This is a genomic window from Thiomicrospira microaerophila, assembly GCF_000934765.1.
Taxonomy (GTDB): domain Bacteria; phylum Pseudomonadota; class Gammaproteobacteria; order Thiomicrospirales; family Thiomicrospiraceae; genus Thiomicrospira; species Thiomicrospira microaerophila.
Genome location: NZ_JYNN01000010.1, coordinates 1 through 14,427, shown reverse-complemented (window position 1 = coordinate 14,427; position 14,427 = coordinate 1). Strand labels below are relative to the sequence as shown.

General features: G+C 47.4%; 12 protein-coding genes and 3 tRNA genes. 7 read left to right on the top strand and 8 right to left on the bottom strand.

The features are described from left to right. The first annotated feature begins 108 nt into the window (after window positions 1–108). A complete protein-coding gene (locus tag NA59_RS05485) occupies window positions 109–1,701 on the top strand; it encodes an ABC-F family ATPase (RefSeq protein WP_044409224.1) in 1,593 nt (530 codons plus the stop codon). Here the strand turns inward: NA59_RS05485 and NA59_RS15510 are convergent. The 5 genes from NA59_RS15510 to folD form a co-directional block, all read right to left on the bottom strand. Continuing rightward, window positions 1,678–2,985: a TlpA family protein disulfide reductase gene (locus NA59_RS15510; protein ID WP_052501484.1), complete on the bottom strand. Its 1,308-nt coding sequence runs from the start codon at window positions 2,983–2,985 to the stop codon at window positions 1,678–1,680. The genes NA59_RS05485 and NA59_RS15510 overlap by 24 nt on opposite strands. Window positions 2,986–3,051: 66 nt before the next feature. After that, complete coding sequence (locus NA59_RS05475) at window positions 3,052–3,999, bottom strand: 5-oxoprolinase subunit C family protein (RefSeq protein WP_052501483.1); 948 nt, start codon at window positions 3,997–3,999, stop codon at window positions 3,052–3,054. Further along, entirely contained in the window at window positions 3,996–4,700 is a 705-nt protein-coding gene (locus NA59_RS05470) for a 5-oxoprolinase subunit B family protein (RefSeq protein ID WP_052501482.1), read from the bottom strand. The genes NA59_RS05475 and NA59_RS05470 overlap by 4 nt, the downstream gene beginning before the upstream one ends. Window positions 4,701–4,707: 7 nt before the next feature. After that, window positions 4,708–5,451, bottom strand: a complete 744-nt coding sequence (locus NA59_RS05465; RefSeq protein ID WP_044409221.1) for a 5-oxoprolinase subunit PxpA — start codon at window positions 5,449–5,451, stop codon at window positions 4,708–4,710. A gap of 12 nt (window positions 5,452–5,463) precedes the next feature. After that, complete coding sequence (gene folD / locus NA59_RS05460) at window positions 5,464–6,309, bottom strand: bifunctional methylenetetrahydrofolate dehydrogenase/methenyltetrahydrofolate cyclohydrolase FolD (protein ID WP_044409218.1); 846 nt, start codon at window positions 6,307–6,309, stop codon at window positions 5,464–5,466. Between the two features lie 187 nt (window positions 6,310–6,496). Here folD and NA59_RS05455 point away from each other — a divergent pair. The 4 genes from NA59_RS05455 to NA59_RS05440 all read left to right on the top strand — a co-directional run bounded on the left by NA59_RS05455 (window position 6,497) and on the right by NA59_RS05440 (window position 7,641). Continuing rightward, a tRNA-Pro gene (locus NA59_RS05455) sits at window positions 6,497–6,574 on the top strand. A 48-nt stretch (window positions 6,575–6,622) separates the two neighbouring features. Beyond that, window positions 6,623–6,699 (top strand) — tRNA-Arg (locus tag NA59_RS05450). Between the two features lie 20 nt (window positions 6,700–6,719). Then, window positions 6,720–6,795, top strand: a tRNA-His gene (locus NA59_RS05445). 528 nt (window positions 6,796–7,323) lie between these two features. Then, window positions 7,324–7,641, top strand: a complete 318-nt coding sequence (locus NA59_RS05440; RefSeq protein WP_052501481.1) for a hypothetical protein — start codon at window positions 7,324–7,326, stop codon at window positions 7,639–7,641. A gap of 16 nt (window positions 7,642–7,657) precedes the next feature. Here the strand turns inward: NA59_RS05440 and NA59_RS05435 are convergent, their stop codons facing one another. Beyond that, window positions 7,658–9,193: a class I SAM-dependent methyltransferase gene (locus NA59_RS05435; protein ID WP_044409215.1), complete on the bottom strand. Its 1,536-nt coding sequence runs from the start codon at window positions 9,191–9,193 to the stop codon at window positions 7,658–7,660. Window positions 9,194–9,812: 619 nt separating this feature from the next. Here NA59_RS05435 and ggt point away from each other — a divergent pair. Continuing rightward, entirely contained in the window at window positions 9,813–11,495 is a 1,683-nt protein-coding gene (gene ggt / locus NA59_RS05430; protein ID WP_083944976.1) for a gamma-glutamyltransferase, read from the top strand. 101 nt (window positions 11,496–11,596) lie between these two features. Here ggt and NA59_RS05425 read toward each other — a convergent pair whose 3' ends face one another. Beyond that, a complete protein-coding gene (locus NA59_RS05425) occupies window positions 11,597–12,718 on the bottom strand; it encodes a PQQ-dependent sugar dehydrogenase (protein ID WP_083944975.1) in 1,122 nt (373 codons plus the stop codon). Window positions 12,719–13,027: 309 nt separating this feature from the next. Between NA59_RS05425 and NA59_RS05420 the strand changes: the two genes are divergently transcribed. After that, window positions 13,028–14,161 carry an MBL fold metallo-hydrolase gene (locus NA59_RS05420; RefSeq protein WP_044409209.1) on the top strand — a complete coding sequence of 378 codons (1,134 nt, stop codon included), beginning with the start codon at window positions 13,028–13,030 and terminating at the stop codon, window positions 14,159–14,161. Window positions 14,162–14,244: 83 nt separating this feature from the next. Here the strand turns inward: NA59_RS05420 and NA59_RS05415 are convergent. Then, window positions 14,245–14,427: transposase (locus tag NA59_RS05415; protein ID WP_044409206.1), on the bottom strand; the 183-nt coding region annotated here is incomplete at its 5' end.

Genomic DNA, 14,427 nt, shown 5'->3' with positions numbered 1-14,427 from the left:
ACATTCAATTAAGGTGTAAAGTAGCCCTGTCTTTACTAAACGCTGTCCATTCTGCGCTTAAAAAGAGTAGAATGCGTCTTCTTCTTTGATTTAACAGGAAATAATGCTTTGATTTATACCGCAAATATTACGATGCAATTCGGCGAAAAGCCGCTTTTTGAAAATATCTCGATTAAATTTGGTGGCGGTAATCGCTACGGTTTGATTGGTGCCAATGGCTGTGGCAAGTCCACCTTTATGAAAATACTAGGCGGTGATCTTGAACCCACAGCCGGTCAAGTGATGCTTGACCCGAATGAGCGATTGGGTAAGCTTCGTCAGGATCAGTTCGCCTATGAAAGCTTTAGCGTGATTGACACCGTGATTATGGGGCATGCTGAGCTTTGGGAAATTAAAAAAGAGCGTGACCGTATTTATGGGCTGGCTGAGATGTCGGAAGAAGACGGCCTGAAAGTGGCTGATCTTGAAGTCGAATTTGGTGAAATGGATGGTTATACCGCCGATGCGCGTGCGGGTGAGTTGTTGTTGGGGCTAGAAATTCCGGTGGATATGCATTATGGCCCTATGTCACAAGTCGCGCCGGGTTGGAAGCTGCGGGTATTATTGGCGCAGGCTTTGTTTTCAAATCCAGATATTTTGTTATTGGATGAGCCGACTAACAACCTCGACATTAATACGATTCGTTGGCTAGAAAATATTTTAAATGCACGTAACAGCACGATGATTATTATTTCGCATGACCGCCACTTTCTGAATAGCGTATGTACCCATATGGCCGATTTGGATTATGGTGACCTGCGGATTTATCCAGGTAACTATGATGAATACATGACCGCCTCGACCCAGGCGCGTGATCAGTTGTTGTCGGATAACGCCAAGAAAAAAGCCCAGATTGCAGAGTTAAAAACCTTCGTGAGCCGTTTCTCAGCCAATGCCTCAAAAGCCAAGCAAGCCACCTCGCGTGCCAAGCAAATTGATAAAATTGAGCTGGCTGAGGTGAAGCCTTCAAGCAGAGTGAATCCGTTTATTCGGTTTGAGCAAGAGAAGAAGCTGTTCCGTTTGGCGGTTGAATGTGAAAACGCCAGCAAAACCTTTGATACCTCGCCGGTTTTTAAACGCTTTAGCGCGGCGGTTGAGGCCGGCGAAAAAGTGGCGATTATCGGCCCGAACGGTATAGGTAAAACCACCTTGCTGCGTGCGTTGGTCGGTGATTTAGAGCTGGATGAGGGCAAGGTAAAATGGGCTGAAAATGCCAGCGTTGGCTATTATGCGCAGGATCATGCGCATGAATTTGCAATTGACATGAGCCTGTTTGATTGGATGAGTCAATGGAAAAAGCCAGGTGATGACGAGCAGGCGATTCGTGGAATCCTAGGGCGTATGCTCTTCTCTCAAAAGGATATTGATAAGTCGGTTAAAGTCTTGTCAGGTGGTGAAAAAGGCCGGATGATGTTTGGTAAACTGATGATGGAAAAGCCAAATGTATTGCTGATGGACGAGCCGACTAATCACATGGATATGGAGTCGATTGAATCGTTAAACATGGCGCTGGAAGACTATCCAGGTACGGTGATTTTTGTCAGCCATGACCGCGAATTTGTGTCTTCTTTGGCGCAGCGTTTATGGGTCATGTCGGCCGAAGGTATCGAAGACTTCAATGACAACTATGAAGCCTATCTAGCGCACAAGGGCTTCGTTTAACAGCTCAACTAATGGGGCTTCGAGTTCAGGAATATCCCACTCGACCCCTTGATTTAAGCTGTAACGCACACGTCCTTGCCGATCAACGACAAAGGTGGTCGGGAAGGAAAACACGCCCCAGTCTTTTGAAATTCGACCATCTAAATCCAATAATACCGGGAAATCAATCGGTACCTGTTTGGCAAACTCCGCAATATCTTCCGCGCTTTCTTGAAAGTCAACAGAAAAAATTTCTAATCCTTGCGCTTGGTATTTAGCCAGCAACCGGTTCATTGAGGGAATCTCGGTGACACAAGGTGGGCACCAGGTCGCCCAAAAATTCACCAGCACGACCTTGCCTTGCCAATCCGCCAAATTCATCGATTTACCATCAAAAGTTATACCCTTTAAACTTGGCATCGCTTTGGGTTCACTAAATTCATGCAAGCGCGGCAGCGCATGGTGTAGGGGGGCGTCACTGGATTCGCTGGGTTCGACCAACGCAATCGTTTGTGCTGGATGTGTCGCGGGGGCGTGACGCGCGAGTTGGTGTGCCGCCTGTAAAAACAATTGGGGTAACAGCCCGATGGCCTGCGTTTCAGCGGCTGTGCGTTCTTCTGTCCAGGGTGCAAGAAAGTAGTCTTTCACCTCGGGCAGCACCCAAGTATAGGTGGCATTGTATTGTTGGTTAAGTTCTGTTGCCAGCATGCCCGCGTACCAGCGGCTCACCCCTTGTTCGGGTTGTAAAATCATCACCGGGATTTGGCTGGCTTGTACAATCGGATCCCAAATAGGTGCCTCGCCTGCGACAGGGGTATTGGCATATAGATTTGGAAATAATAATATGGCGCCTTTCACGTGGGTTGCTTTGTTAGGATGCAGGTTTTGCCAGGCATGTATGCCTTTTAAGGCCAGACCTGTCATGCGCTCTGACCCTAATAGAATAATGCCCTTACCATCTTGCGCCGAAGCGGCTTCAGCCGCTTCGATGACTGTGGCAACGCTATCACCACTGAGTGCTCTGACGGTATTTGAACCGCGTGTTAAAAACAGTGAGCCTAAAATGTCGGTGGCCCAAACCTCTAACCCTTTTTGTTGCATTTCTCGAACAAAATCTTGTTCCCAATGCATTAGCTCGTCATATTGGGAGTAAAGCCAAATAAATCGCCAGTTAGCCTCGTCATTGGTATAAAGCTCAACCGTGATTTCTTCAGACTCAAAAGCTAGGTAGCGCTCGTTGGCTTGCAGGCTTGTCGCCCATAACAGATTAAGTGACAGGCTTAGCGAAACAATAAGTTTTAACATGGTCAGGGTTCTTTTTCAGTTTTAAAAATTCAATATTTTAATGTATAAATTTTGCGCAATCTTGGATTAATTGCTAATACAGTGCTGCCAAAATTGATACCAGCTTGTTTGTTGTTGTTTTGCTTGTGGGCGTTCAATCGGTTGCCAATGAATGAGGTTGTTAGGTTGCGCTTGCGCGAGGAGCGTTCGCCCCCACCAGCTAACATGGCCAATTTTTGGATAACCGCCGATTGTTTGACGATCAGCCATTAATACTATCGCGTCACCTGATGGGGTGATTTGCACCGCACCCATCGCTGTCGGTTCAGAAAGTGGTGCGCGTGTTTGCCATTCAAGCTTATAGGGACAGGTTAAGCGTATGCCCATGCGATTGGAAGCCGCTTGAACCTTAGCTGGGGTTTGTAACCAGGCCTGGTTGTCGTCTGGCCTAAATCCGCTGGCTTGAGCATCTAAAATGAGTGGAATAGTTGGATTATGGTAATGGGGTTGATATGGCGATGAGACTTGCCTGAGTTGCTGGTTAAAAGCGCCTTGAGGGTTAAATGAGGGCTGGGTGGATTCAAGGAGGTCGCCGCTTTTAATCCAATACCCCCAACCGCCATTGGCGTGTTCGCGTAATGCACAACTAGCGGAGTTGTAATAGCGCTCAGCTTGCCAGCCACCGGTCGTTGCCACATAGGCACGCAAACCGTGTTTGGGGCCTCTGAATATCAGTTGATCGCCGGTTTTAACCCGAAAGGATTGCCAGGGTTTTATCGGTATTTGGTTGAGGTGACTATCTAAATCGGCACCACAGAGAGCAAGCACGCCGTCCTGTTCAATCTGCCAATGTTCACCGCCTTGGGTAATTTCAATCACTGGCGCATTAAGCGGGTTGCCGAGCAGCGCATTGGCCCAGCGAAACGCATAATCGTCCATTACGCCCGCGCTTGCTAGCGCGTCTTGCTGAGAAAACTGTCGCCCTGCATCTTGAAGACTGGTTTGGCAACCGGCTTGAATCACGCTAATCTTCATCGTGTGTCTCGCGGGTGATTGCTTGGAGTGTTGTTTGGAGTGTTGCTTGGACTGTTTATATCATAAAAGCGGACACTGTCTCCTAAATGGAAAATGCCGGGAGGTGTGCGAAGCCAGTCAAAAACGGGCTGTGCTGTCCGACCAATTAAGTGCCAACCGCCGGGGGAGGCAACAGGATATATCGCACTAAATTGCTCGGCCAAGGCCACCGAACCGGCTGGCACCTCTTGTCGCGGCGAGGCGCGTCTGGGTAATCGTAAAGCCTGTGGCGCATCGCCCATATAGGCAAATCCGGGGGCAAAACCCAAGGCTTGAACCCGCCAAGCCGTTTGGGTGTGCCGTTCGATGACTTGTTGCACTGACAGACCAAGCTGCTTAGCCACATCAGCAAGGTCTTCGCCGTTATAGTCAACCGCAATCCGCCAGATTCTAGGGTTCGTTTCTTCGGCACTAAATTGCTCAATCTGGTTTTTCAACCAGTTTTCAAGCTCACTATCGGGTATGGCGGGCTCAATCTCAATCAGCAGATGTGAAAAACCACTCACGGCTTGCCGTATAAAAGGCGGCGCGTTATGTCTTAGCTGGCAGGCAAGCTGTCCAAGATGGATTGCTTGGTTTTCTTCGGTTTCGTGTGTTTGATTGCTAGTCAGCCGCAGGTGCGTTTCATTGAGCCATTCAAAGTGAAATGAAAATCTTGGCATGGACGGTTCAATGTGCCTGACGTACGGGATGCAATGCCTGAGCAAAGGCAAGCGCATGAGGCTGATCGCCATGCAGGCACCAGCTATCAATAGGCATCGGCAGGTCTTGCTGGTCAAGTGTCTGGATGCAGTCGGTTTGCTGATAATGCAGCCAACGTGTTGTCAGTTGTTCAACGGTTTCGACAAGCGCATTGGTGTGATTGCGAGGCACTAACAATCCATTAGCGAGGTAATGACGGTCTAAAAATGCTTCCTTTAGCAGCGGTTGTTGATACTGAGTGGCCAAGCAGTCTAATGGGTGCGCCTGGGTTTTTGGCAGACTGGCCACCATGATAGGTAAGTGGCCAAATAGTGATTGCACCACCTCAGTGAGCAGACAAAATATATCTGGATTATGCATCAGGTCATGATAAAGCGCACCATGGGGTTTAATGTAGCTGACCTCGGCGCCACAGTAATCCGCGCAAGCTTTGAATGCGCCTAACTGATAACGTAAGTCAGCCGCCAGTTTTCGTGGCTCAAAGGGCAGGGAGCGCCGACCAAAGCCGATTAAATCGGCGTAGCCTGGATGTGCTGCAATCATCAAGCCTTGTTGATGAGCATCGAGCAGGGTAGTCTCCATGGTGAGTGGGTCACCGGCATGAAAGCCGGTGGCGATATTAACCGCATCAATCCAAGGCATCAGCGCCTGGTCTTGTCCCATTGTCCAATGGTGAAAAGATTCACCGACATCCGCATTGATAAAAGCCATAGACAATAACGATTAAGATTTCGCCACTTGCAACGTATTTTGCAATAGGGTGGCAATCGTCATGGGACCCACACCGCCGGGAACTGGGGTAATCCAGCTGGCTTTTTCCTTAGCCACGTCAAACTCAACATCGCCACATAATTTTCCATCGTCTAAACGGTTAATGCCCACATCAATCACAATCGCACCGGGTTTAATCCATTCACCCTTCACCATGTTGGGAATACCAACGCCCACCACCACAAGATCAGCCTCAGAGACTTTTTGCGCCAAGTCTTTGGTCGCACTGTGACAAACCGTGACCGTGGCACGCACATTTAAAAGCTCTAATGCCATCGGAATGCCAACAATATTCGATGCGCCGACCACAACCGCATTTAAACCACGCAGTGGAATGCCGGTTTTAGCTAGCATCGTCATCACACCATGCGGCGTACAAGGCGCAAGATTCGTCATGCGTGTCGCCAAGCGACCAACATTATAAGGGTGGAAGCCATCGACGTCTTTTAATGGATTAATGCGCTCAATCACGGTTTCGGCACTAATATGGTCGGGCAGGGGAAGTTGCACCAAAATACCATGAACATCAACGCGCTGGTTAAGCTCATCAATCAAGCTTAATAATTCAACTTGTGAGGTTGAAGCTGGCAAGTCGTAAGCAACATCATTAAATCCCACTTCCTTGCAGGCATTCTTTTTATTGCGCACATAAACCTGTGATGCCGGGTTTTCTCCAACCAATATAACAGCCAGGCCTGGTTGGGTTTTACCTTGATTTACTAATTGCGCTACTTCTTGTTTAATTTCGGCGCGTAACTCAGCGGCAATCGCCTTACCATCTAAAATGTTTGCAGACATAATTCATCCATTTAAGTTCTTAAAAATCAACAGGCTTTATGATACCCGATTTGGTGAAAGGATTTAATTCAAAAATTTATAATAAAATTTACAAAAATAATAACAAAGATTGTTGACAGGGTGAGGGTAGCTATATACAATACGCGCATCTTGAAACGCACGGCTTAGGCCAGTTAAAAAGATAACTCGGAGTGTAGCGCAGCCTGGCTAGCGCACCTGTTTTGGGTACAGGTGGTCGGGGGTTCGAATCCCTCCACTCCGACCAAATTCAAGCTAGCGTTTTTTTCGTTAGCGAGTCCAAAGGTTCGAATGAGCGCCCATAGCTCAACTGGATAGAGCATCGCCCTTCTAAGGCGAGGGTTGCAGGTTCGAGTCCTGCTGGGCGTACCATTTAAACGCCGCATAATATGGTGACCGTAGCTCAGTTGGTAGAGCCCAGGATTGTGATTCCTGTTGTCGCGGGTTCGATCCCCGTCGGCCACCCCATTTTCTTTTTATTGTCAATAAATTAAATATCCCAATATCCTATAAATAAATGCCTCTCAGTTGTTTAACATTTCTTGTTTCTAATCGTTTAATTTGGGTTTTGCAGGAAAGTTAATTTGTATCAGTCGTTCCCCACAATTTCAATGAATAACGGGTGAAATGTTGATACGGTGCGGGTTGTTAAAGCATCGATAAAGCGCGACGAGTCTTGTTATTCAATCTGCATTTCATTTTGAATGATAGATTAATCTTATATTGGTATAAAATTTATTTGACAGTCCATTGGTTTTTTTATAAACTATACGCATTCATGTTTCTTCATGAGTATCCTCCTTTAGTTATCTTTTAAATAGATAATTTTAAGCCCGGCCTTGAGCCGGGTTTTTTTATCTTCGATTTGTCCTGAATTCCTCTTTCTCTCTGGTGCTATAATCTAATAGTGTTTCAAAAGACTAACAGCCTGTCGGACTAAAACAATGCTTATGCGCTGTTGACTTAGGTTGAAATCAAATCTTTGGAGTAATAGTGATGATGAATAAAAAAATACTTGTTGCAGCGGCTCTGTCGAGTTTTGTCAGTTTAGCCAGTTTAGTGAGTGCGCCGGTTTGGGCGGCGAGTCATTCGCCTGCGTTAACGGTGCAGGTGGAGTCGGTGGTGATGGGAACCGATGGTCAGATGCGGGTGCGGATTAATGGTCAGTATCTAACGCGTCATAGTGAGAAGGATGGGGTGAAGGTGATTGATATGGATTATCAAACGGTCAAGGTTGAAGTTAGGGGGCAACAAATGATATTGAAGCCCCATCAGACCTTAACCCTAGAGCAGCATGAAACCCCAGCTCGTTAGGCTAAGCTCATAAGCGTTACATAACGCCGAGTGCGCGATAGAGTTTTGCGGGTTCGGTTAAGAAATACGCTATTTGGTTTGCTAATTCTTCAATGTTGTCGGCATCGGTTTGCAGCCATTCGCCTTGGCGGTGGAGTGCGATACCGCGTTGCTTCAATAGCCCCCATACAAAGGGCGCCATGGTTTCTGGCGTTTTGTGACCATATTGCATAGCCAGCATAAATAACATTTCATAACCCTGAGGCTCTATGCCACCGCCTGTCACTGGGCTGGCAAGGGTCATTAGGCCATCTGTGCCGCGTGCTTTTTTCAAAATAAATTGATTAAGCTTGGCGGTTTTATGGCGAGCTTGTTCAATTTGAACAGGATCTTGCGCCAGTGCTAAGGTGCTTTTGCCCGTTAAAATCATCACCGCTTGCATCAGCTTTTCAAACGGAATGCCGAGTGGTTGCATCGCGCTCAATAGCTCGCGGAATGATTTGACTTGATAGTCAGCAAAGAAGTCTAGGATAGGGTTATAGGTTTCGGCTTTGAGTTTGAGCGGGCCGAGCATGCCATTGACCGATAACTCTACTTCACTGCGCACTTGAATTAATACCAGCTTAATCTCCATGAGCTGTTCCATTTGCTCAAACTGATCCAGTGGGCGTGGTCCTTTCACCCAAATATCACGCCGGAATTGTTGGTTCATGCATAGATCGCGCACGGTTTCGCGGAAAATCGGGTTGGTTTGTTGGCCAATCAGAATTTCTTCAGCTTCGGTGAGGTTAATCGCATTCACCTGATCCAGCGTATAGGCGGAGCAAACATAGTCGCATTTGGTAGGGGCAAGCCAGTTGGCCATGTCTGAAAAGGCCATCGGCTTCCAGTCGGCACTGAAGTATTCGTGGGCTAGATAAACGGGGTCTTGATTTTTTACAATATCAAAGGCTTTGAGAGCCTGCGGGTTTGCCTGCAAATAACCAGGGTTAAGTGCAAGTAGCTTTTCTGCAAAATCGAAGGCGGCGCGTACTTTTTCAACCGAGTTTTCGCCTTGAGTAGACATGTGTTCAGCATGTTGGTTAAGTAACTGCCGAATCGGAATCATATTAGCCCAACCTGCGGGACCGTTGTAGCTAATGAATAACGCACCGCCTACTTTCAGCTTGCGGGCAATAAAATCCACTAGCGTTTTTCGGTTTTCATCTGATACCCAGCTCCATATACCATGAAGGGCAATATAATCAAAATCAGGCAGATCATCACGTTGGGCAAAGTCAGCAAAGGCTTGGTCAAATAAATGGGCTTGGTTTTCAGATACTTGTGCCATTTGTTGGGCAAAGCCAGCTTGTGTCGGACTAAAATCGGTTCCATACCATTTGGTTGACGAGCCGGCGGCATGAATGTTAATACTCATGCCCTGACCAAAGCCTAGCTCACAAGCGGTGCCGGTTTGCGGCGGGGTGATGCCTGCATCAATCAGCGCCAGTTTAAGTGTCAGTGGGTTAAGCTCTTTAAAATAACCAAATGTATAGTCCACATCGGCTGCATAGCCGGCTGTCCAGTTTGCCATGAGATCGCTTCCTTTGCTTTGATTTTTTGCTTTGATTTTAGTTTTGATTTTGTTAAGCCGCTTATCATACGCTATACGAGCGCATTTGTTGATAGGCTTTTAGTTTTTGAGCGAGTAACGGATTAATCGAGTATGGCGTTTGTCTGAAAGATAGAGCCATGGTGATCTTAGGTTTTTGGTATCATTTAAGGAGCTAGCCCGGGTGTTTCATAAATTCGCGTGATGATAGCGCAGGATATTGGTTTCTCAGTGCTTATTTCGAAGGAGCGCTGTAGTTATTCATACAGCCGACTGAGAAAAAAGTGCTGGGGAATCAATAGACAAGCGAGGGCGCGTGAACTTTATGAAATATCCGGGCTAGTAGTAACACGCTATAAATCACTTGCATCGGGAGGCCAATAAAATCACGCGTTGCGAGGCCAAGAAATCACCTGTCATTGCGAGGCCGAAGGCCGTGGCAATCTCTTGCAGACGGAGCACGCTCTTGAGAGATTGCCGCGTCGCTCCGCTCCTCGCAATGACCGTTTTTTTTTAACAGTGATAAGCCCACTGAATCAGGCTCCAAAACCAATTAGGCAGGATGTTTTTGAATATTTTTAACCCCAACCAAGGATCTGGAATGTTAAGCAATCTACTCAAAATTATCGCGCTCACCCTTGTTTTATCCAGTACCACTCAGGCGCAACAAGCGGCGATTGCGATGCCAGATCGATATTCAGCGGCGGTAGCGAAAGCGATTATGGAGAAGGGCGGTAATGCGATTGATGCGGCTGTCGCGGTAGGGTTTGTATTGGCGGTCACCTATCCCGAAGCGGGCAACTTAGGTGGCGGCGGCTTTATGCTGATTCATCATCAGGGTGATAATCAGTTTCTTGACTTTCGTGAGACGGCGCCCGCTTTAGCGCACCGCGATTTGTATCTGGATGAAAAGGGTGAGGTGATTCCGTTTAAGTCCTTGTTGAGTTATCAAGCTTCAGGTGTGCCGGGCAGTGTGATGGGGTTTTGGCAAGCTCACCAGCGTTATGGTCAGCTCGATTGGCATCAACTTCTAGCGCCTGCGATACATTTAGCCCAGCATGGATTTGAAGTTCACCCTAAACTGGCACAAACGGCGCAGTGGTATCAACAATGGACACAGGACAAAACCAGTGAGATTAACTTTTCGCGTTATTTTGGCGACCTTGAAGCGGGGTTGGTCTTTAAGCAACCCGAGCTAGCGCAAACGCTTGAGCGCATCGCTCAGCAGGGTGTGAAAGACTTTTATCAGGGTGAAACCGCACAGCTAATTGTTAAGCAAATGCAGGCGCATCAAGGGCTTATTAGTTTGGAGGATCTTGCAAATTACCAAGCCGTGTGGCGTCAGCCGGTAACGGGAAATTGGTTAGGTTATGAGGTGGTATCCGCGCCACCCCCCAGTTCGGGCGGTATCGCACTGATTCAGCTTTTAACCTTAAAAGAAAATTTAACACACGCCTTTAAAGGATTAACGCATAATAGCGCAGAGTACATTCATCTACTGGCGGAAATTATGAAGCCCGTCTATGCGGATCGCGCTGAATACTTGGGGGACCCCGACTTTTATCAGGTGCCAACAGCGGCGTTGCTCAATCCGGCTTATCTTCAAGCCCGCGCTCAACAAATCAACACAAAAACCATCTCTAAAACCGATTCAATTCAACCAGGCCTGGTTGAGTCAGAGCAAACCACTCACTATTCAATTAAAGATGCTCAAGGTAATGCGGTATCGACAACCATTACGCTCAATATGCCGTTTGGCAATGGAGTGGTGATTGATGGTGCAGGGTTTTTGATGAACAATGAAATGGATGATTTTTCAGCCAAGCCGGGAGTGGCCAATCTATACGGTGTTGTCGGTGGCGAAGCCAATGCGATTGAACCGGGTAAACGCATGCTATCGTCTATGTCACCGACACTGCTGATAAAGCAAAATCAAGTCAGCCACGTACTTGGTACACCCGGCGGTTCGACCATTATCACCAGTGTATTCCAAGCACTGGTCAATCAAGTGGAATTTAATATGACCGCCCAGCAGGCGGTGGATGCGAATAGAGTTCACCACCAACTTTGGCCACAAGACCAAATAGGTTACCATCCAGCCCTAGACCCTAACACGGCAAGCGCATTAAAAGCCATGGGGTATAACTTAGAGGCGCGGTCTTTTTTTGGTGATCTGCAACTGATTAGCGTTTCACCAGAGGGTAAGCTCAGCGCCGCTTCCGATAAGCGCGGTCGTGGTGTGAGTAAGGTGTTTATCGTCCCGGCGCAGGCCGGGGGCTCTTGAGGTTGTGCAATGGTTTGAGAGATTGCTTCACTTCGTTAGCAATGACGCAAGTTGGTTCGCTCTGTGTTGCTACTCATTTCCTTGGTTTAATGGCGGTACTCTTAGTGTTTGGGGCGTAATCGCAGAATCTGACCACTGTCGGTACTGATATAGATCCATCCCTGATCATCGACAGCCAGTGCGCGAATACGTTGGTTAAGATCAGTGAGTAGGCGTTCTTCGGCAATGGCTTCGCCTTGTGCATTGAGTGTGACACGATTTAAATGGCGCAGCGCTAGCGCCCCGGAAAACAAGCTGCCTTGCCAGTCTGGGAAGGCATCTCCGCGATACACGATTAAACTGCCGGGGGCAATCGATGGTGTAAATACTTTGACCGCATCTACCATCCCTGGTTTGCTGTGTACGCCAATGGCGCGATCGCCCCAATATTCCTTGCCAAGCGATACGAGGGGCCAACCGTAATTTTGAGCGGGCTTTATTAAATTGATTTCATCACCACCGCGAGGGCCATGCTCATTCGACCATAAGCGACCGGTTGCAACATCAAATGCCATGCCTTGCGGATTGCGATGTCCGTAGCTCCAAATCTCATCCCGTGCTTGCGAATCACCGACAAATGGATTGTCTTTCGGAACACGACCGTCTAAATGCAATCGTATAATGGTGCCGATATGGTTTTGATTGTTTTGACTTTGTTGGCGCTCGCCACGATCTCCAATACCAAAAAATACATAACCCTGATCGTCGAAGGCGATTCGGCTACCAAAATGTTGTCCGCTTGCGGTATCGGATTGGGTAATCAATAAGTCTTGCCAGTTGTGGAGAGTGCGCGAGCGGGTTAAATCAGGCAGTTGGGCGCGTGCTAATGCCGTACGCGCACCAAATTCATCCGGAGAACTATAGGTAAAATACAACCAGGCCTGGTTGGCGTTATCCTGCGCTAGGAACTTAACATCAAGCAATCCCCCTTGTCCGCTGGCCGCAACCTTAGGTATTCCTTGCAGCCAAGACACGGAACCCGTTTGAATGTCTAATACACCGGCTTCGCCAGAACGCTGGGTAAATACCAGTTGGGTCGGGCTGATAAAATCCATTCCCCATACCACACCCAGGTTTTGGGCTAGAGGTTCGATCTGAAACCGCGTTTCGGCATGGGATAAGCCCATCATCGTGAACACCATCACAAAGCGGGTTATAGCACGCAGTTGTTTTAATATGAGCATAAACGTCTCTCTTTTAACCCGGATGTTTAGCTACGCTTTCTTCGATTCATAAATTCGCGTGATGATCGCGCAGGATATTGGTTTCCCAGTGCTTTTTTCGAAGGAGCGCTGTAGTTATTCATACAGCCGACTGAGAAAAAAGTGCTGGGGAATCAATAGACCAGCGAGGGCGCGTGAACTTTATGAAATATCCGGGTCAACTTATTTCAAATAATATCCTTGATAGCGATTGGCAATCGCGCGGGATATCGCCTAAGATTGATTATGGCATGTAATCGAACATGTTAATAAAAAATAGAGGATACAAAAATGAAAACAAGATGGTTACTTCCACTTAGCCTTGGTTTGGGTATATCGAGCTTAGCACCAGCTGCTTGGAGCTTTGAGGATAGTTGGTCAACATCGTTTAAACACTATGCGCAACAAATAACCGACCCTGCATTGCGCAGCTCGATTGAGCATTATGCGCAAGAATACGAGCGTTTAGTGGTTCAGCAAGGCTACATTGGCAATGTACTCACCATTCCTGCCATAGAACGCGTTGCGGATGGCGTGTTTTTTGTTAAGGGTGCGCTGATGTGGGGAACGCTGGAGAATTTTGGGTTAAATAATAATATCACCGCTGTTGAGCTTGATTCGGGGGTGTTTGTTTACAACACCGGTTCCAATCCCGCTGTGGCTTATAGCTTTCACCAAAAACTAAAGCGCCATACGTCTAAACCCGTTAAATGGCTTGCCGCCGAGAATTATCAATCTCACGCTAACCTAGGCGGAAGCTATTGGTATGCACAAGGCGTACGCGAGCTTTATTCGCAAACCCAAGCGGCGAAATATTGGACCGAAGAGGGTTATGAGCGTGCGGTGCAGCGAGTTAGGCAATACGGCCCATTTTTAATTGAGTCAGTACGCAATGTGGGTCAGCATTATAAAACCTTTGATGAACATAAAATACTCAATCCTAATACGGCGGATGAGATTCACTTGATTAATTTTGGTGGCGGCCATACACCAACGATGACAGGGGCGTTTATTCCGTCTAAAAATCTATTGTTCACGGGCGATTTAGGGTTTGTTGAGCGCATTCCTGGTCTATTGCATGGCTCATCTTATTCGGAGTGGTTGCAATCCTTTGATGCGATGCAGCGTTATGTTGAACAGCATTCGAGTGATATGGATAGCTTGCTGGTGATCCCTGGACATGGTGGTGCGACAAACTTTGCACAGTTAAGGCATGAAACCTATGACTATTTTCTTGATTTGGAAGCACAGGTTAAGCGTGCGATAGCCCAAGGTGTGGTGCGAGATAAACTCACCGAATCCCTAGATATGTCAGCCTACCAGCACCGACCCATGTATGACCAATTGCGCGAACGCAATGCATTAAGTGTCTATGATGAGTTGATGTCGGCTAAAAAAGCTCCTAGGAGCCTGTCGGACAAATAATCGCTAGCCGGCCCAAAATGGGCTTTTTTGCCTTAAAATACGTGATTTTTAGCATATTTGAGCGATTTTCTGTCCTATTTCCCCTACTTTAGACGCAATGATCCCATGCGTTTTATATTCCAGGCTAAACACACAAGTGACCATTCCCCTTTTACGGCCTCTAATCCTCGCAGTGAAAAGGTTCTAAAACCCATGACGGATTTGATGATCCCAAACACCGGTTCGATGGTTTGCTTTCTAAGCGCATAGCGTTTTCGACCTTCTTG

Bases quoted from the DNA above. Each gene is read 5' to 3' on its own strand.
- NA59_RS15510 (WP_052501484.1), bottom strand. From the start codon at position 2,985: ATGTTAAAACTTATTGTTTCGCTAAGCCTGTCACTTAATCTGTTATGG.
- NA59_RS05475 (WP_052501483.1), bottom strand. From the start codon at position 3,999: ATGAAGATTAGCGTGATTCAAGCCGGTTGCCAAACCAGTCTTCAAGAT.
- NA59_RS05470 (WP_052501482.1), bottom strand. From the start codon at position 4,700: ATGCCAAGATTTTCATTTCACTTTGAATGGCTCAATGAAACGCACCTG.
- NA59_RS05465 (WP_044409221.1), bottom strand. From the start codon at position 5,451: ATGGCTTTTATCAATGCGGATGTCGGTGAATCTTTTCACCATTGGACA.
- folD (WP_044409218.1), bottom strand. From the start codon at position 6,309: ATGTCTGCAAACATTTTAGATGGTAAGGCGATTGCCGCTGAGTTACGC.
- NA59_RS05440 (WP_052501481.1), top strand. From the start codon at position 7,324: ATGATGAATAAAAAAATACTTGTTGCAGCGGCTCTGTCGAGTTTTGTC.
- NA59_RS05435 (WP_044409215.1), bottom strand. From the start codon at position 9,193: ATGGCAAACTGGACAGCCGGCTATGCAGCCGATGTGGACTATACATTT.
- ggt (WP_083944976.1), top strand. From the start codon at position 9,813: ATGTTAAGCAATCTACTCAAAATTATCGCGCTCACCCTTGTTTTATCC.
- NA59_RS05425 (WP_083944975.1), bottom strand. From the start codon at position 12,718: ATGCTCATATTAAAACAACTGCGTGCTATAACCCGCTTTGTGATGGTG.
- NA59_RS05420 (WP_044409209.1), top strand. From the start codon at position 13,028: ATGAAAACAAGATGGTTACTTCCACTTAGCCTTGGTTTGGGTATATCG.